Annotated in this window: 18 protein-coding genes; 11 read left to right on the top strand and 7 right to left on the bottom strand. The window is 43.0% G+C overall.

The features are described 5' to 3' along the window. Positions 1 to 62 precede the first annotated feature (62 nt). The 3 genes from ybaK (at position 63) to AC2SLM_RS00080 (ending at position 1,267) form a co-directional block, all read left to right on the top strand. Positions 63 to 530, top strand: a complete 468-nt coding sequence (gene ybaK, locus AC2SLM_RS00090; RefSeq protein ID WP_486551210.1) for a Cys-tRNA(Pro) deacylase — start codon at positions 63 to 65, stop codon at positions 528 to 530. 78 nt (positions 531 to 608) lie between these two features. Beyond that, complete coding sequence (locus tag AC2SLM_RS00085) at positions 609 to 800, top strand: excalibur calcium-binding domain-containing protein (protein WP_486539995.1); 192 nt, start codon at positions 609 to 611, stop codon at positions 798 to 800. 98 nt (positions 801 to 898) lie between these two features. Continuing rightward, positions 899 to 1,267 (top strand): 5-carboxymethyl-2-hydroxymuconate Delta-isomerase, encoded by a 369-nt coding sequence (locus AC2SLM_RS00080; RefSeq protein WP_486551208.1) that lies wholly within the window; start codon positions 899 to 901, stop codon positions 1,265 to 1,267. Positions 1,268 to 1,679: 412 nt separating this feature from the next. Here AC2SLM_RS00080 and AC2SLM_RS00075 read toward each other — a convergent pair whose 3' ends face one another. Beyond that, entirely contained in the window at positions 1,680 to 3,500 is a 1,821-nt protein-coding gene (locus AC2SLM_RS00075; protein WP_486539999.1) for an acyl-CoA dehydrogenase C-terminal domain-containing protein, read from the bottom strand. A 501-nt stretch (positions 3,501 to 4,001) separates the two neighbouring features. Between AC2SLM_RS00075 and AC2SLM_RS00070 the strand changes: the two genes are divergently transcribed. Continuing rightward, complete coding sequence (locus tag AC2SLM_RS00070) at positions 4,002 to 5,099, top strand: FUSC family protein (protein ID WP_486551207.1); 1,098 nt, start codon at positions 4,002 to 4,004, stop codon at positions 5,097 to 5,099. A gap of 76 nt (positions 5,100 to 5,175) precedes the next feature. Here the strand turns inward: AC2SLM_RS00070 and aroE are convergent, their stop codons facing one another. Further along, entirely contained in the window at positions 5,176 to 5,994 is an 819-nt protein-coding gene (gene aroE, locus AC2SLM_RS00065; protein WP_486551206.1) for a shikimate dehydrogenase, read from the bottom strand. Positions 5,995 to 6,412: 418 nt separating this feature from the next. Here aroE and AC2SLM_RS00060 point away from each other — a divergent pair, with 418 nt between their 5' ends. Next, positions 6,413 to 7,108, top strand: a complete 696-nt coding sequence (locus AC2SLM_RS00060; protein WP_486551205.1) for a hypothetical protein — start codon at positions 6,413 to 6,415, stop codon at positions 7,106 to 7,108. Positions 7,109 to 7,182: 74 nt separating this feature from the next. Further along, positions 7,183 to 8,226 carry an aminotransferase class IV gene (locus tag AC2SLM_RS00055; RefSeq protein WP_486551203.1) on the top strand — a complete coding sequence of 348 codons (1,044 nt, stop codon included), beginning with the start codon at positions 7,183 to 7,185 and terminating at the stop codon, positions 8,224 to 8,226. Here the strand turns inward: AC2SLM_RS00055 and AC2SLM_RS00050 are convergent. Then, on the bottom strand, positions 8,198 to 9,019 hold the full coding sequence (locus AC2SLM_RS00050) for a DNA-methyltransferase (protein ID WP_486551202.1): 822 nt from the start codon (positions 9,017 to 9,019) through the stop codon (positions 8,198 to 8,200). The two genes, AC2SLM_RS00055 and AC2SLM_RS00050, sit on opposite strands and share 29 nt — an antisense overlap. A gap of 3 nt (positions 9,020 to 9,022) precedes the next feature. Further along, positions 9,023 to 9,277: a hypothetical protein gene (locus AC2SLM_RS00045; RefSeq protein ID WP_486551201.1), complete on the bottom strand. Its 255-nt coding sequence runs from the start codon at positions 9,275 to 9,277 to the stop codon at positions 9,023 to 9,025. Between the two features lie 90 nt (positions 9,278 to 9,367). Here AC2SLM_RS00045 and AC2SLM_RS00040 point away from each other — a divergent pair, with 90 nt between their 5' ends. After that, entirely contained in the window at positions 9,368 to 9,586 is a 219-nt protein-coding gene (locus tag AC2SLM_RS00040; RefSeq protein WP_486551199.1) for a helix-turn-helix domain-containing protein, read from the top strand. A gap of 1 nt (position 9,587) precedes the next feature. Beyond that, the gene (locus AC2SLM_RS00035; RefSeq protein WP_486551197.1) at positions 9,588 to 10,274 is read left to right on the top strand and encodes a hypothetical protein; all 687 of its coding nucleotides are present in this window, start codon (positions 9,588 to 9,590) and stop codon (positions 10,272 to 10,274) included. Here AC2SLM_RS00035 and AC2SLM_RS00030 read toward each other — a convergent pair. Next, positions 10,271 to 11,170 carry a DNA adenine methylase gene (locus tag AC2SLM_RS00030; protein WP_486551195.1) on the bottom strand — a complete coding sequence of 300 codons (900 nt, stop codon included), beginning with the start codon at positions 11,168 to 11,170 and terminating at the stop codon, positions 10,271 to 10,273. The genes AC2SLM_RS00035 and AC2SLM_RS00030 overlap by 4 nt on opposite strands. Positions 11,171 to 11,354: 184 nt before the next feature. Here AC2SLM_RS00030 and mltG point away from each other — a divergent pair, with 184 nt between their 5' ends. Continuing rightward, on the top strand, positions 11,355 to 12,548 hold the full coding sequence (gene mltG, locus AC2SLM_RS00025) for an endolytic transglycosylase MltG (protein ID WP_486551193.1): 1,194 nt from the start codon (positions 11,355 to 11,357) through the stop codon (positions 12,546 to 12,548). A 24-nt stretch (positions 12,549 to 12,572) separates the two neighbouring features. Further along, entirely contained in the window at positions 12,573 to 13,214 is a 642-nt protein-coding gene (gene tmk, locus AC2SLM_RS00020) for a dTMP kinase (RefSeq protein WP_486551192.1), read from the top strand. Between the two features lie 206 nt (positions 13,215 to 13,420). Here tmk and AC2SLM_RS00015 read toward each other — a convergent pair whose 3' ends face one another. Next, positions 13,421 to 15,673 carry a cation:proton antiporter domain-containing protein gene (locus tag AC2SLM_RS00015; protein WP_486551190.1) on the bottom strand — a complete coding sequence of 751 codons (2,253 nt, stop codon included), beginning with the start codon at positions 15,671 to 15,673 and terminating at the stop codon, positions 13,421 to 13,423. Between the two features lie 948 nt (positions 15,674 to 16,621). Here AC2SLM_RS00015 and AC2SLM_RS00010 point away from each other — a divergent pair. Continuing rightward, a complete protein-coding gene (locus tag AC2SLM_RS00010; protein WP_486540217.1) occupies positions 16,622 to 17,965 on the top strand; it encodes a Do family serine endopeptidase in 1,344 nt (447 codons plus the stop codon). Positions 17,966 to 18,064: 99 nt separating this feature from the next. Here AC2SLM_RS00010 and AC2SLM_RS00005 read toward each other — a convergent pair. After that, positions 18,065 to 18,299: integrase core domain-containing protein (locus tag AC2SLM_RS00005; RefSeq protein WP_486551188.1), on the bottom strand; the 235-nt coding region annotated here is incomplete at its 5' end.

Raw genomic sequence — 18,299 nt, 5'->3', positions numbered from 1 at the left:
TCGCTATTATTTTGGTACGTCTTAAAAGATTTTTTAGCATATAAATGTAAGGAAGTCATCCAATGACCCCAGCTGTCAATTTAGCCAAAAAGCTAAAACTTGATTATCAAATTCATGAATACGAACATGACCCGAGCGCAGAATCTTATGGCTTAGAGGCTGCTGACAAATTGGGTGTCGCACCAGAGCACGTTTTTAAAACCTTGGTAGTGACAACCGATGCCGATAAATTAGCCGTGGCTATCTTGCCCGTAAGTGACACGCTAAACTTCAAAAAGATGGCTAAGGCTTTGGGAGCTAAGAAGGTACATATGGCAGACCCAAAGGTTGTTGAACGTACTACTGGGTATGTGTTGGGCGGTGTTAGCCCTTTGGGTCAAAAGAGGCGATTGCCAACTGTCATCCATGACTCAGCAAAGGCGCTAGATACGATGCATGTCAGTGGCGGTAAACGAGGACTTGAGATTGAATTACCACCAAAACACCTAGCGAAAACCTTGTCTGCTACATTTGCTGACATAATTGATTAACAATGATTGATAAAAAAATTAATTTCTTTGCTAAAATTACTCATGGGTCTTAACTTTTATTATTTGGAGTTACTTTCTATGAATAAGATGATTTGTTCTATCGTTTCTTTTACGCTGCTAGCTGCTAGTCTACCTGCAAATGCTGCTGGTGTTAAATGTGCTGACTTTCGCAGTCAAGCAGAAGCACAAGCTTACTTTGATGCCAAAAAACCAGGCTACAAAAGACTAGATAGAGATAAAGACGGTATCGCTTGTGAAGCTTTGAAATAGCGTAACCCAATCAATGTTGTTTAGTGCCTATCAGTTTATCTACCTTACGTATAGACTGTGGTTAATCGTTTTTAAGCCACTTATTCTGAGACCTGCTTATGCCGCACGTTATTGTTCAAGCTTCCCCAAATGTCACTATTAAAAACCCTGAGAGCCTGCTTAAAAAGTTAAATACTACCTTATGGGATACCGGTCACTTCGGCTCACCACAAGCGATTAAAGCACGCATGCTCGATGTCGAGACCTTCTTAGTCGGCATTGAAGATGACCAACAAGCGGAAGGCTTTGTCTATGTGCAATTGAGGCTGATGCCAGGGCGCAGTCAAGAGATTCGAGATGATTTAGCGGATACGCTATTGGCGTGTTTGCAAGCGCAATTAGGTGCTGACCAATCAAGCCGCGTTACGGTGCAGTATTGTGTTGAAGTAGTGGAGTTGACGGCTGCTTATCGCAAAGCTCGGGTTTAAGATATTGCATACAACAGACAACACAAGCATTAAGCTGATTTAGGTTAAGTTCTACGCACTCTTATTTAATTTCGAGGTGCGGAGCATTAGCTCGTCTTATGCGAGCGTCGGACTTAGCTTGTATGTGCTTTCCCCAATTTGTTGCCCTGACTGTTACCAGTTGACGATAATTGTCGTCCTCGCTCATTTGTATGGCGACTAATGCCTGTCTGTCTATCCAGTCTTGCACTAACTTATTGGGCTCTTTTTTTGAATCGTGTTCCTTGCTCACTACCTTCTCCTTATTTTTATCCTACTTAATTTTTTAGCCTAATGACTATAGCAAAAATAACATCAATAAAAAAACCGCCCTATATCAAATAGGGCGGTTTTTATGTTCTAGAATAGATCCTTCGATAAAACAGAAGGCTAATTAGTCTAGGAACGAGAAGTTTTCTACTTCCATATCAGTCATAGAAGAGCTTGGGGCTACCATGCTTTCTGCGTGACCTGATGTACGTGGTAGAATCTTATCAAAGTAGAAGTTAGCCGTTTGAATCTTAGCTGTATAGAATTCAGGCGCTTCAGTACCACCGTTCTCAAGCTTATCATAAGCGACTGCTGCCATACGTGCCCAGTGATATGCCATCATTACATAGCCTGAGTACATTAGGTAATCAACAGAGGCAGCTGAGATGATTTCACGGTCTTTGCGCGCGCTTAGCATTAAGCGTACGGTTAGAGTGTTCCATTCAGCACATAGCTTGGTTAATGCCCAAACGTATTTGCGCATGTTTTTATCAAGTGCGTATTCACCACACCACTTCATGATGCTTGAGGTATAATCGCGGATGATTTTACCTTTAGACTGCAAGATAACTTTACGACCTAATAAGTCTAGAGCCTGTACGCCAGTTGTACCCTCATAAAGAGTAGCAATACGTGCGTCACGAGCGATTAGCTCCATGCCCCATTCTTTGATATAGCCGTGGCCACCATATACTTGCTGACCTTCTTTAGCCGCTTCGATACCAAGCTCAGTTAAGAAGCCTTTTAGGATTGGCGTGTAGAAGCCTAATTTGTCATCCCACTTCTCAAACTCTTCATTGTTATCTTCAGCAACGCCTTGAGACATCTTGTCTGCATAACGAGCAGCATGATAAATCATTGAGCGGCCGCCTTCAGCGAACGCCTTCATGGTCAATAGCATACGACGTACGTCAGCGTGGTTAATAATCGCATCAGCTACTTTTTCTGGCTCTTTAGTACCAGAAAGAGCACGCATTGAACGACGTTCGATAGCGTATGGTAGGGCGTTTTGGAAAGCAAGTTCACAATGCGCTAGACCTTGGATACCGGTACCGATACGGGCAGTGTTCATGAACGTGAACATCGCTTTTAGACCACGGTTTGGCTCACCAATTAGGTAACCTTTTGCATCGTCGAAGTTTAGAACACAGGTGGCTGATGAGGCGATACCCATTTTGTGTTCAATTGAACCACAGCTTACGCCGTTACGCTCACCGGCTTCGCCTTCTTCGTTGATGTTAAATTTAGGTACGATAAACAGTGAGATACCACGAGTACCTTCAGGTGCATTTGGCAGACGTGCTAAAACGATATGAATGATGTTATCGGTTAGGTCGTGCTCACCACTTGAGATGAAGATTTTAGTACCGTTTAGCTTATAAGTACCGTCATCTTGTGGCACTGCTTTGGTTTTTACTTGGCCTAAGTCAGTACCGGCTTGTGGCTCAGTTAGACACATAGTGCCTGACCAAGTACCTTCAACTAGTTTTGGTAGGTAGGTGTCTTTTTGCTCATCGGTACCGTACTGCATTAAAGTATTGATACAGCCAGTGGTTAGACCTGGGTACATTGCCCATGGCCAGTTCGCCGTACCAAACATTTCTGCTTTGATTAGGTTAAGTGACATTGGGAGGTTCATACCGCCGTACTCTTCTGGGTATGAAATACCTTGCCAGCCGCCTTCTACGAATTGATTGTAAGCGTCTTTGAAGCCTTTTGGTGTAGTAACAACACCATTTTCAAAATGACAGCCCTCTGCATCTGCTGGCTGATAAAGTGGGCTAAGAACATCTTCAGAGAAATCAGCCATGCCTTGTAGAATCATATCTACTGTTTCTGGATCAGCGTTTTCGCCATTGCTTAGATCTTTATAATGAGTTTGAAAGTCAAAAACGTCATTTAATAGGAATTTGATATCGCGTAGGGGGGCTTTATAACTTAGCATAATTGAATCTCTTGTATATTCAGGTGTGTATCAGTCGACCATTATCAGTCCATGACAATGTGAGAATTATCATCAATTTTAGTATAAGCGCAATTTATATAAAAACCTATGATTGATAAATATTATTCATCGGTGAACAGGTGTATGATAAATAATGTTTATATAAATTAGACTTGTCATAACTAAAGACGATAAAACCACTCCCAAAACTCAATGAGCTCTAAAAGATCAGCATCATGAAGAGAGTCAGGCTGTTTTGTGAGATGACTGATGATTCGAATGCATTTTGAAAAGGGTAAAATCTCGGTAATGTCTACTATATTCAAACATCAAACCTTATAATAAACGGTATCATAAACAATCAATAATTTGCCAGTATCAGCTCGTATATTGCGTAACATCTTGTTATAACGGCGCACGGCTTTATTTCAGTACCGCTTAATTTATCTCTTTATTGGCTCAAACCGACTTTTTACTTAAACCAACAGCGCATCACTGACTATGCCAAATAAAAAAACACGTATCAAAGAACTTGCCAAACGTGAAGCCGATCATCTGCTCACCATTCAGCGCACTACTCGGCCGTGGCATCTGGTTTTGATAACCGCAGTAACCATTACCTTGTCAATATTAACCGGACTATTACTCGATAAGTTATCAACGGGTATCTTGGCCTCGCTTGGTGCCATGATTGTGCTTAATCAGCCCAGTGTCGGTAACTTATGGCAGCGTCAAGGTGAGCTGCTATTTGTGGTAATGATAATGGTGATGAGTTTTGCGCTTGGGCTTGTGGCACATAATTTGCCCTTATTTAGGTTTCCTATCTTTGTACTGGTGACCTTTACCATAGTGATGTTGGGGCGTTATCTGCATTTAGCGCCGCCAAGTGGCATGTTTATCATGATGGCATCGGTAATTGCTATTTTGATGCCGGTGGGCTGGGAGCAGTTACCCTTAAAGGTAGGTGTGGTTACAGCAGGGGCGCTATTTTCTTGGTTTATGGTACTGCTGTATAACTTAACTGTCGTTAGACCGTCCTCAGAGCGTACGCCAAGTAGACATGGCTACGAGCACGGTATGATTACCGATAGCGTGGTGGTGACTACCTTTGTGGCGTTATCAATGGAAATGGCCTTATGGTTTGATATGCCGTATCCGTATTGGGTACCAATGAGCTGCTTTGTGATTATGCAGGGTATGCAGCTGCGCACCATGTGGATCAAACAGTTCCATCGTATTTTGGGCACTGGTATTGGGATGTTGGTTGCAGGGGTTTTATTAACCTTACCGCTACAACCTATTGGGGTAGTGATTGCGTTATTCTTAATGTTTATCTGGATTGAGTCGATGGTGGTGCGCCACTATGCCTTAGCGGTGGTGATGATTACCCCATTGACGATTTTTATTGCTGAGTACGGCCGTGATTATGCTGTGACTGCTGCAAATGCACTGAGCCATCAAGGCATTATCCAAGCCCGTTTTTGGGATACGGTACTTGGCTGTACCTTGGCGTTAATCGGCGGCGTGGTGATGCACTCGGTCTGGTTCAGACGTCCGCTCACCACCTTTGAAGCTAAGATTATGCAGCGAAAGGCCTAAAAAGGTTGTGCCTCTGGCCAGTGACGTGGAGTTTACTAATAACCAGATGCTTATTATTTAGTCTTTAAGATGCCGTTTAAATATCCGTACTCACCTGAACGCCGGTCCATCTCTCAAAGCTAAGTGCCGCTTGACCAAGCAACATGCCATAACCTTCAGATATTTGCGCACCTTTTGCCTTAAAATGGTTTAAAAAGGGCAGATTGCGACCATACATCATGTCATAAGCATATTTGGCGCTTAAATTATCAGCTAAGGGCAACATCTCACCAGACAGCCCAATCGATGTGGCATTTATAATAATATCGAAGTCACCTTGTAGCTCATCAAGCGCATGGCTTGAGATGTCGATATTATCAATCAGTGGACTTGCGGCACGCAGCTCGCTCACTAAAGCGTCAGCTTTACTAACCGTGCGGTTGGCGATACTTAATTGTATAACACCGGCCTCAATTAACGGCAATACCACGCCGCGAGAAGCACCGCCTGCTCCTAACAGGGCAACTTTTGCACGCTCAAGTGGCCAGCCTAATTGCTGCAAATGATTAACCAGCCCTTGGCCATCGGTATTATCACCATAAAGCTGCCCGTCTTTTAGCCTCAGGGTATTCACCGCACCGGCTACTGCCGCATGCTGTGATACGCCGGCGCGCTGTTGGCATAAATCATAAGCGACTTGTTTAAAAGGTACAGTCACGTTAGCACCCACGCCGCCACCATTAAAAAAAGCATCAACAACCGCTTGAAAGCTGTCGGCATCATCTGGACAATACTGGCGTGCGTATTTAATATGAAGGTTTGCTTGCTTAGCAAAAGCCTCGTGAATGTCAGGCGATTTGCTGTGTGCAATCGGATTACCGATTACCACGAAATGTTGTCTGGCTGCTTGGGTCATAAGTCACTCTTTATTAGTATGCTGTTTTATGGATAATACGCTGCGTCTTATTGTTATCAACACGGCGTTGCTGCTATATTGATATAGGCATAGGCATTATGAGGGCAGTTACGGTGTATTTTGCTCTATTTTTATCGATTATTGTGGTAGTTAGCAAGGCTACTATAACAAAGGCGCCAACATAGCGAGAGTCCTCAGTAAGATTTAAAGCCCTTTGCGTGCTTTTTTCACTATGCAATAGCAGGGCTTTTGGATAAACTAGGGGTTCGTTTAAAGGATAGAATGAGATGAGCCTATTTGGCAATTGCTCAGTGGTAGTCAGGGTGATGGTCTTACTATAAAGGCATCATCAACAAGTTACTAAGGTTGGTAACGATATTGGAATATAAGTAAAAGGTGTGCGTGAATGATTTTCAGCATGATTTCAAATAAGTCAACAAACGTTAGTCGCAATTTATCTAGCCGCTCGGTTCTATCACGTATAGGCGCACTGAGCTTGGCTGCAGGGCTAATGCTAACTGCTTGTAGCAATTCGAACTCCGAGCCTGCTAATACCGTCGTCGATGAGGACGCAGAGCAACAAGTAGTTGAGCAAGGTGACGCAGAAGAGGCGGCTGTATTAGGTAAAGGCCGTGATGATGCTGATGGGGCAGTGGTCGAGCACCGACCAGTCAGCTACGATGTGCAAAACTGGGAAGCGTATACCGGAGAGCCGTTAACTACGGATAACTTGGATGCTTTGCAGCAAATATTTGGCAAAGTCACCGTCACCGATGAGAATAGCCTAGATTATGCCAGTAATACGGCGGTCAAATACCGCTTTATGAAAGGTGAAGAGCCCTATTTGGATATTATAGACTCACAAGATTACCTAGAATTTGGCTGGTATTATGCTAATCCGACCGATTCAGATAGCGAAAAACAAACCAGTATCGAGCACGCCAAAAAGGTCTATAAAGCTGCTACTGCACTGATGGGCGAGCAAGGCGGTCAATTGGTTGCCAATATCCTGTCTGGGCAAATTGTTAAAAACAAGCAAATATCAGACCATACGGTAGAGTTGGCAAAATGCGAGTTTTATAGCTGTATGTTGATTTTGGATAAAGAGGAATAGAGAATAACGAGTTGCTCGTTGTTTAACTGGTGTTTATTGGTTCGGTTTTATCTACTGCTCTAAAGGGTTGTTTTATGTCTAAAGTCATGACTTGGTATCACCTCAGCGATGCCGGCATGGCTTTTTTTGGTGGCGCTGATTCGATAGATTTAAATACAAACTCAGACAACCCCGAGACATCAGCGTCTTACCCCGCCTTATTTCTGCCGACCTTACGTGGTTTGGCCTATGGTGATGGTTTTTTTACCACGATTGGGGTTTATCAAGGTCAGATACTCGGTCTAGCTTATCATCAAGCTCGAATTCGTAGTCACTGTGAGGCTTTGCATCTTTATTTGAGTGCAGACGCACAATCAACGCTGTGGCAAGCGGCGACCGCATTTGCGGATGATATTGAGCACGGTATTATCAAGATTATCGTCTCGCGTCCTACCCAAAGCTTACGCGGCTATGCGTACTCTGATAATTTGCAACATAATCAGGCCTTGGTCTGGATGGGCGTCATGCCCAGTGCGCCTTTATCTACTCAATACGCAGATTTTCTGACCCAAGCACAATCGCCGGACTCTCAAAATAAGCTCACCTCTCAAGCGATTATCCTACAACAATCACCGATAACCGCTATTTGCTTGAGCGCGCAGCTTGCATCGCTGCCACGGCCTATTGCTGGTCTTAAAAGTCTCAACCGATTAGATGGTGTGATGATTGCCGGCGAGCTTGAGCGTGTTAAGATAATGCATCCTGAAGTCGCAGAAGGTTTGGTCAGTGATATGGCAGGTCACTGGGTTGAAGGGGTGATGAGTAATGTGTTTTATCAGTTAAAACGTGACTCTGAACGTGACTGCGATTATTTAGATGAGCAAATGCTTGATAAGCAATGGTTTACTCCGCCTATTGAATCCTCAGGGGTGCGCGGCACCATGCGCCAAGCGATTATGGATAAGCTTGAGGCCACAGAATATCCGGTGATACTGCGTAGCCTGCGAGACGAGGATTTGGGTAATATAAAATCCTTGTTCTTTTGTAATGCGGTACGTGGCGTGATACCGGTGAGTGAGCTGATTGTGGATAATCAGCGGTTGGGGTTGTCTATAGAGCCTTATTTAGTAAGCGATTAAAATGTTGTTTAAAAAACGGTTTACGCCCTTCTTGTTGTAAATCGTGATACCGGTCTTCGCTTAGTTTCATAAACTCGTCTTCTTTATCTATTCCAATAAAGTTTCTCTCAAGTACGTTAGCCGCAATACCAGTCGTTGAAGAACCTGTAAATGGATCAAGAATTAAGTCATCTTTTTTAGTAGATGCTAATATCATTTGGGCAAGAAGCGCTAAAGGCTTTTGCGTAGGATGCTTTCCACAGCCTTTCTCCCATTTACCGATAGCTGGCAGACGCCATACATCTTTCATTTGTTTATCGTTATTAAGCTTTTTCATGAGATCGTAGTCAAAATAATGTGGAACTTTAGGGTGTTTTCTTGCCCAGATAATAAATTCAGTAGAGTGTGTAAAAAAGCGGCATGAGAAATTAGGTGGTGGATTTGTTTTTTCCCAAGTAATCACATTAAGTATTTTAAATCCGAGCTGCGGCAATATAGTGCCTAGGGTGAATATATTATGGTGTGTGCCACTTATCCAAATAGTCGCGTTATCTGCCATTTTTTCACGAGCTTTAGCTAACCACTCATAGGTAAAGTCATAAGTCTCAGTATCTGTTGTAAATTTATCCCATTTCCCTTTATTAACGGATTGAACCTTGCCATTTTTAACGGTTAGACCGTCATTAGATAAGAAATAGGGAGGATCAGCGAAAATCATATTTATTGGTTGGCTAGCATTATCAAGCGCTGACAAACAGTCACCTTGATAAAGAGTGAAGTCTTTATTATTGCTTTGAAAATATGGAGTTTGCATATGTTATTCCAACATATCTGCTAAAAAATGGAGCAGTGTTGGGAGATCGAATGTACCTTCTGCGAAGCCATATTGTTCACAGTCTTCAGGGATTAGAACCTGTTGGCCAAGAAACCTAGGATCTTCACTGATTATTCTTAAGGTATTAACTAACTCGTCTCTTACTACTACAGGACTCTGTGAGCCTAAATTTTCATCAGGTACGTTTTGAGTGGGTGTTTGCTGAATATTAATAGTGATATTTTCGATATTAAGCATAGCAGAACCTTAGTGTAAGTATTTACCCGATTTAAAAATGACACTTATTGTGTGTAGTTAAAGTCTAACGAACTCTCGAGAATAAAGCAAATGAAAGAACCAATTTTAATTAAATTCGGACAACGCATTCGAGCTTTACGTAAAGAGCGTGGACTTAGCCAAGAACAATTGGCTGAGATGGCGGGCTTTCATCGTAATTATGTGGGGATGATTGAGCGTGGAGAGCGAAATCCCTCGCTGCTTAACATAGAGGTGTTTGCTAAAACGTTTGGTATGAGTTTGTCGGAACTATTTAACGTAGAGGACTAAAATGAAGATTGAAGAGGCTTTTAAAGTATTACCAAAGTTTTACAATATCAAGTTTGGAGACTTAAAAAATCATGAAATGTTAGCTGAACCTATTGATCTTGCAAGTATTAAAAAAAACAAAGGTTTTGCTGGGCAGTTTTTAGAAAAGTTATTAGGTTTAACTTTATCAAACCAAATTAGAGACTTTGATAATGGTGAGCTAAAAACTAATAAGTCTTACCCTGATGGCAAACCTATGGAAACTATGGCTATTACCCAAGTAGGTAGACAGTTTGATGAATTATTTTATAGTGATAAAAAGTTTCATGAAACTCACCTATATCAGAAAATAGAAAGTATTTTATATGTACCAGCTGTTAAGGGAAACAAAGAAGAGGAATGGTATTTTCTACCAGCTTATTATTTAGATCTTAGGGATGATGAAAGTCTAAAAAATATTTTAGACAATGATTTTGAGCTTATAAAACAGAAGGTTCATAATTTGATGAATGATACTGAAGATGGCATGTTACACACAGTTAGTGGTCAATATATTCAGATCAGGACCAAAGATAGCAAACCTTATCATCCAATATATTCCCAATACTTAGGTCGTAATGTATCTAATAAGGGTTTTGCCTTTTATTTCAAAAAAGAGTTCATGATAGCAATTCAAGAAAAATCTATTCCAAGTATTGCTATTCTCTAATAATTCCTAATCAGTAACTCATTAATTTTGCCGCGTTTGCTGCCCTTTGAGTTTATGCTTCTTCCTGCAGAGACACGTTCAATATTATATTCTGAATATAATTCATCAAAAAACTTGTTTTCAGGATCCAAGTTAGTGGTGTCTGAATTGCTAAGAAGCCATTGATATCCCTGTTTATGCAATAGGTCACATGTTTGTTTGAGCTTTCTTTGGTCATCATCATTGAAGCTATCTTTGGCATATGACGTAAAGCTAGATGACTCGCTTAGTGGTTTATAAGGAGGGTCAAGATAGACAAAGGTTGATAGTTGCTCAATATTGGCATCTTGAGCTGTCTGTATCGTGTCCTCAAAGCTCATATTAAGAATCTCGGCATTTTGAAGTAACTCAGAACACCTATAAATAACCTCTTCAAAAGCAAATTTTGGCTGTTTATAGCTACCAATAGGCACATTAAATTTGTTTTTACTGTTCACGCGATATAGCCCATTAAAACCTGCTCTATTCAAGAACATAAATAAGCCTGCATGTTTTATAGCATCAGTGTCTCTGAGGTTGAATTCTTCTCGTTTTGCATAGTAGTAAGGCTTTTTAGCTTCTTTATCTTCTAATTGGTCATATTCATATTGAAGCGTTTGAAGGTAGTTCAATAGTTTCTGAGGATGCGACTGAACCACCTCGTATAAGTTAATTAAATCAGCATTAATGTCACTCAATATAACCTTGGTAGGCGGGTTTGGGCTATCTAGCAAGTGTAGAGCGACAGCAGCACTACCAACAAAAGGCTCAACGTATTGGTAAGGTTGACCCACTTTGATATAGTCAGGGAGTCTGTTTGTAATCTCAGGTATAAGTTGGCTTTTACCACCCACCCATTTTATAAACGGTTTCGCCATTAGCTGCGCCTACTTTGGAAATCAAATAGCTCAGTATTATAGCAAATAATAAGGACTCAAATCTTAGGTAAGGATATATGCTTTTACTCTATGAAGATAAAACTAAGACCAGATGCCTAATCCCCATTGAATATAAGTGCAGAGAGTGCTAAATTCTAGCCAAACTTTTACCTCGTGAGTGGCTATGAGCGAACCAAATATTCAAAAACCTGATAATAATTCGAGTACTCCGCCTGAAACCCAGCAACCACCGCATATCGAGACAGAGCATATGCCGAAAACCGACGTGTCTTTAGTGTGTGATGCCAAAGCGGAGCCGCATAAAGCGCCTGAGCCACGTAGCAATCGCGGCTATCAGGTATTACTGGTGCTAGGACTGATTTTGCTATTTATCGCTGCCATGGGGTATCAGACCTTATTTGGTCACTCCAATCAGTCAGGCGGGGATTTGGTGGTGGAAGAGGGGCAGAGCTATTACGGCTTCTTGCCACAGTTTCAACAAGATGTGCCCATGTTCTCATCGATGATTGCCAAGTTGTATATTAAGACCAGTGTCGATGCGCCGCTACATGCCGGCACTTACGAGGTCCCTGAGAACCCAAGCTTGAAGCAGTTAATTGATGCGTTTCAAGAAGGGCAGAAGATGGATATGGTCGTGGTGCAGATTATTGAGGGTAAAACTGCTGCCGATTTATATCGTGCTCTAGCGGCGACCGAAGGCGTTGAGCTGACAGTACTCAATGCCGATGGCACGCCCAAAGATAATTTCAAAAATCTATTAGAGATTGATGCCACTACGCCAGATGGCGAGTTTTCGGATAATTTAGAAGGTTGGTTTACCCCTGACACTTATCATTATGCTAAGGGTGCGACCGACAAGCAGATTTTGACTGATTTATATAAAAGTCAGCGTGAGGCACTAGATAAAGCGTGGGCCAATCGTGCCGATGATTTACCGTATGACTCACCTTACGAGGCGCTAATTATGGCCTCTATTATCGAAAAAGAAACCAGCGTGCCATCAGAGCGTGAATTGGTGTCAGCGGTATTTGTCAACCGTCTGAATAAAGGCATGCGTTTGCAGACAGACCCAACCATTATCTATGGTATGGGTCATCGTTATGACGGTAATATTCGCCGCGCCGATATCGATGAGAAGACCGCCTATAATACCTACCAAATCGACGGCTTGCCGCCAACACCTATCGCACTGCCTTCACATGCCTCAATTGAAGCGGCAATGCACCCTGCAGACAGTGATGCGTTGTACTTTGTGGCCACTGGTAATGGCGGACATAAATTTACCAAGACCTATGCTGAGCACAACCGCGCGGTGCAAGAATATCTCAAAGTAATGCGTGAAAAAAATAGCAATTAATTAGCAGATTAGGTGGGGGGAAGCATGACATCAGCGGCGGTAACTGGGCAAGGTAAATTTATTAGTTTTGAGGGCACAGAGGGCGTGGGTAAGACCACTGCTATCAATAGCCTGTGCGCTCGATTAGAGGCAGAAGCCATTGATTATGTGCGTACTCGTGAACCAGGGGGCAGTCCCTTTGCAGAGCAGCTACGCGGCCTGTTACTAGACACTGATACCAAGATTGATGATGATACCGAGCTGCTACTGATGTTTGCGGCACGAAGCGACCATTTGAATCACGTTATTTTGCCAGCGCTTAGGGACGGTAAGTGGGTGGTCTGCGACCGCTTTATTGATTCTACGGTTGCCTATCAAGGTTATGGCCGCGGCTTTGCTAACCCTGAGGTGCTGTGCAAAATTGAGACATTAGTGACGCAGTTTGTACCACGTTTGCCCGATGCCACATTGTGGCTAGATTTGCCGGTAGAAGAGGGCATGCGCCGTGCCGGTAAACGTGGCGCAGCCGACCGTTTTGAACAAGAAGCGGTGGCTTTTTTTGAGCGGGTTTATCAGGGCTTTAGCGAGCAGTATCAGAACAATCTTAGCCGTATTCAGCGTGTAGATGCTAGCGGCGATGAGACGCAAGTTGCTGAGCGTATTTGGGATGTAGTGAGTGCGTTATAAGTTTAATTAGTTTGTCTGGTAGAGTTAGTGGCCTACTAAACGGTTACGGTGTTAACCCGCTAAACCTACGCTTGTAATTGCGCTCAGTTGCCTTATAACCATGTTAGACTTCGCTAACTATAGAGACAGACAACAACAAGGGCAGCCCATGGGCTGCCCTTGTTTACGGTAACGGTTTAACGATAACTTTAAGGGCGATCACTAACTCACGACTTCTTATCAGCTTCATTTTTGCGTGCTTGCGTGTCTGGTAGGCGCTCTGGATCTAGTGAGCCATCGGCTTGTTTCGGGGCTTGCGAGTTACCATTGGCTTGCGACTGTAGTGATTTAACCGAGGTGTTCTTATTCTTGCTAGACGCTTCGGTTTGTTTCTCAAGCGATTTTTCAAGCTTGCTTGCTAAGTCGGCTTCAAGCTGAGTAGCAGGTGTCGGCATTAGCGTAGCTTTAGACTTATCATCTGTCGTAGCGGCCGTTTCCGGTGCAGCAGCAGTCTCCGCTTTTGGCTTAGTTGCGGTATCCGCTTTAGTATCTGACTTTTTATCGTCATCATACATAGGGTCACGCACATCAAGCAGCGTCTTTTGCTTACGCTTCTCTGGCGCTTTTGAGGTCGCCTCAAACTGTGAGTCTGCCAAAGCACGCGCTTCATTTTGTTTTTGCGTCACATCGACTTCTTTTGGCTGAACCTCACCTTCGATAACCAGTGCAACCAGCTTATGGTCACGTGGAATCTCATTTTCGAAGCTGTCAGTAATGACGTTAAGATGGCCCTCTTTATCAATGGTATATAACGGCACAAACTGCTTATTATCCGCACGATACTGGCTATAGCTGTAGCTGTCGGTAATATTGGTAATCTTAATACGGGCCTTTTTCGACAGCATACTGGCCATCTTGGTGTAGGTCACATCTTTACCAAACAACCAACGTGATTCGAAGTGCGAGCGTTTCTTTTCACGCTCATTTTTAGACTTATCATCACTGAATTTAAGGCGATAGATTTTTTGTTCACCAAACTCATGACGGTAATGCAGCTCCGACAGCGTATTCATCTCTTTGTCGGTACTCATCGCAAATAAATGACCAATACCAATCAAGTCTAAGTGACGGTCTGCATGGTCTGAGATTGGGTTACCAAAATAAGTGCGTAGACCGGCCATACGTGCTTTGGCAATATTGGTGTAGTTGTTATGTGCAACCAATACATCAAAGCCTTGTTCTTGCAGCGATTCAGCGACTTTTAATGCCACTGGGTTTGAGCCGACAATAAGCACGCCGTTACTGGCAGGCTCACGTACACCAAGCAAGTTACCGACGATTTTAGCACCCAAGCCTTGAATCAAGACCGTACCGATAATCACCATAAATACCAGTGGTACCAGTAGCTCAACCCCTTGGATGTCATACTCTTGTAGACGAATCGCAAACAGTGATGAGATTGCCGCGGCAACAATACCACGTGGGCCAATCCAGCTAATCATCATCTTCTCAGAGGTCTTCAAATTCGACCCCATTGCTGATGCCCATACCGATAATGGACGTGCGATAAACATGACAATTGCCAATAGCACAAGGCCACTAAAGCCAACGCTTAATAAGCTATCAAGCTGTACACGGGCGGCCAATACAATGAACAGAACCGAGATAAGCAGAACCGTTAACGATTCGTTGAACTCTAAAATCTGCTCACGTGGGAAGCCTTTCCAATTAGCTAGGGCAACACCCATTACGGTCACGGCCAATAAGCCTGATTCGTGTTCTAAATGGTTAGATAAAGAGAATAACAACAGCACAAATGCCAAGGTAAAGACGTTATGCAAAAACTCAGGAATCATATGGCGCTTGATCAGGTTTGCCAGTACAAAGGCACCAAACATACCGATAATGGTCGCGATAATGACGATTTCAGCAAACAAGAAGATACTGTTCGCCTCACCGCCTGAGATGATGTATTCGTATACCAAAACCACTGCGATGGCGCCCACAGGGTCGATAATAATACCTTCCCACTTCAAGATGTTGGAGATGGTCTTATTCGGACGCACACTGCGCAGCAGCGGCATGATTACCGTTGGGCCGGTCACACACACCAAGGAGCCAAATAATAGGGCAATCAGCGGATCGACATCGAATAATAGGTAAGTGGAAAGTGCCACCACCGCAATGGTGATAACCACACCTAAGGAGACCAACATTTGTACCACTTTACCGTGTTGCTTAATCTCCTCAAACTCTAAGGTCAATGAGCCTTCAAATAAAATGATGGCCACACCGAGGGAGATGAACGGGAACAGCAAGTCGCCGAGCACAGCATCAGGATCAAAGTAGCCCATCACAGGACCAACGAAGATGCCGATAAGTAATAAAAATAAGATGGACGGCTGTTTTAAGTACCAAGCAAGCCACTGAGCTGCAATGCCAAGCCCGACCACGCCAGATAGTAATAAGGCGGTATCCATGAAGTTTTCCTTGTGTTTGCAAGACATCATCACGATATCATTTTGTGTCAGCTAACCCATTATCTAATGGTAGACGCACGTGCTTTATTATTATAATAAATATTGATGACTATCCGATGGATATGGCTCAAATATGGCTATTAAAAAGACGTACTGTAAAAAAAAGCCTAGTCATGACTAGGCTTTTTCGGGCAGCTGTTTTGTTGTTCAATAACAGTCATCAGTCGATTTTAATCTATTGTCAGCACTTAAGAAAGATTATTTGTACACTCAGTTTATCAATAAGCGAGTTATCCAACTAATTATCAAGACAGGTATCCTATCTAAGCTGATAACCTAATGCTCGTAATTATTCTGCCAATACGGTGATAAATAATGCGGTAAGTAATTAGTGCAATGATTAAAATCGATGATTCACTGCGTGTTATGATATCACGAAATACAAAAGTGGATTGTATCTGCTCTACACGTCATCAAGAATGTCTTAATGGTAATGGCAGTCGATGTGAATATTGGCTATTAATAGGAAACTATTTACCAAAATTACAAACGCGTGCAATCAGAGTGTGTTAAAACTCTGGTATAAAAGAGTAAGGCGAGGTCTGCATACTTGTTAATTTTATCAAAGTAATTGATTATAAAGATCATGAGCATATACGTCTGAGCGCTGATAAAGTCGTTAGGCGCAGCAGATAACAGACTATTTAAAGGAAAGTACTCTTGGAGGATACAACAGTGAATAACATGGAGCCAAATAACTTGGCGAGACAAATGAGAAAAACACATACGAATCAAGATAATAAAGCAGCTTTTAGTCCTATACTCAAAAAAGGACAGGCTGCTTTGAAAGCCTTAGGAGCAAGTTCATTATTAACCCTAAGCGCAATCGGCGTTAGCGCTGGTATTGGCGGATTAGCGGTGAGTAGCGCTGTGGTTGCTGCCTCTACCATGCCTACCTCTGCTCAGGCCGCTGTGGTCGCTGCTGACTTCTCTGACCTAGTCGAGCAAGTGACCCCAGGTGTGGTCCGCGTTAACGTGGTTAAGCAAGTCAGTCAAGAAGAGTTGGCCAAAGCGCAAACTGCTGAGCTATTACGTCAATTCTTCGGTAACCGTATTCGCATACCGGGCGCACAAACCGCCCCTGCCATCGAATATAATTACGGTACCGGCTTCTTTGTGACCGCTGATGGTTATTTACTAACCAACCATCATGTGATTGCTGGTGCTGATAAAATCACAGTCACCTTAAATGACCGTACCGAGCTGGATGCGACTTTAGTTGGTAGTGATGAGCGTTCGGACGTGGCAGTGTTAAAAGTCAAGCCACAACCTGGTAAGACGTATCCGTCATTACCAACTGGCGATTCTACCTTACTAAAAGTAGGCGAGCCGGTACTGGCAATTGGTTCTCCATTTGGTTTTGACTATTCTGCCTCTGCAGGTATCGTCAGTGCCAAATCACGTAACTTCTCACGTGATACCAGTGTGCCTTTTATTCAAACTGATGTGGCGTTAAACCCAGGTAACTCGGGCGGCCCGTTGTTTAACCGCAAAGGTGAGGTAATAGGTATTAACTCGCGTATATTTAGTGGTACCGGTGGCTATATGGGTCTGTCGTTCTCTATTCCCATTAATGCGGCGATGGATATCTATCAGCAATTAAAACAAAATGGCGAAGTAACCCGTGCTTATTTGGGTCTATTCCCACAAGATATCGACCGCAATCTAGCCGAAGCCTATGGCTTAAGTAAGCCACAAGGTGCTCTAGTGATTAAAGTATCTTCAAAGTCACCTGCAGAAGCGGCGGGCTTACAATCAGGCGATATTATTACCCAGTTTAATGGCCGTAATGTGTTAGAAGCCAATGACTTGATTAACCAAATCAACCGCTCTAAGCCAGGTGACAGCTTTACTGCACAAATTTTGCGTGGCGGCAAAGTCAGACGTATCTCAGGTAAGCTTGAAGTCGCGCCAAGTGATGTGACGTCTGATACCATGACTAAGGCTAATAACAGCCAAGTACGCTTAGGCCTACGTATTCAGGCATTGCCTGAGGCAAGCTTAGCGAAGCTTGGCGGTGAAGGCGTACTGGTCACAGAGGTCGATCCAACAGGGCTTGCAGCACGTGCAGGTATTCGCCCAGGAGATGTTATTACCAACCTTCATCAAAGGCCAATCACTAATATAGAGGACTTTCAGAAGGCATTGAGTCAACTTCCGACAGAAGGGGTGGTCACGATTGAAGTCATCCGTCAAGGTATCCCAGCAATTATTGGTCTGAGACTCAGCTAAATTATTTCCTTTAACTTATCTTCTTCTATACGTAGTGTCTCGTCCTAAAATAGGTTGATGATTTAAAACAAGCCAGATACCCCGTGTATCTGGTTTTTTCTATGCAGAACACCCATAACTTTGATGAAACTCGAAAGGCGTTCTCATATTCAAACTCAAATGCGGTCTCATATGATTATAAATATAAACCGACTCATCAACGAGCACTCTTAGCTCATCTAACGTATTACACTGATGAATTAAAAACTCATCCTTTAAAATGCCATTAACGCGTTCAGCTAAAGCATTTTGATAACAGTCATAGCCATCTGTCATAGACGGTCTAATGTTGTTC

The organism is Psychrobacter sp. CX16 (genome assembly GCF_057396245.1).
This window is presented reverse-complemented; position numbering and strand designations above follow the sequence as displayed.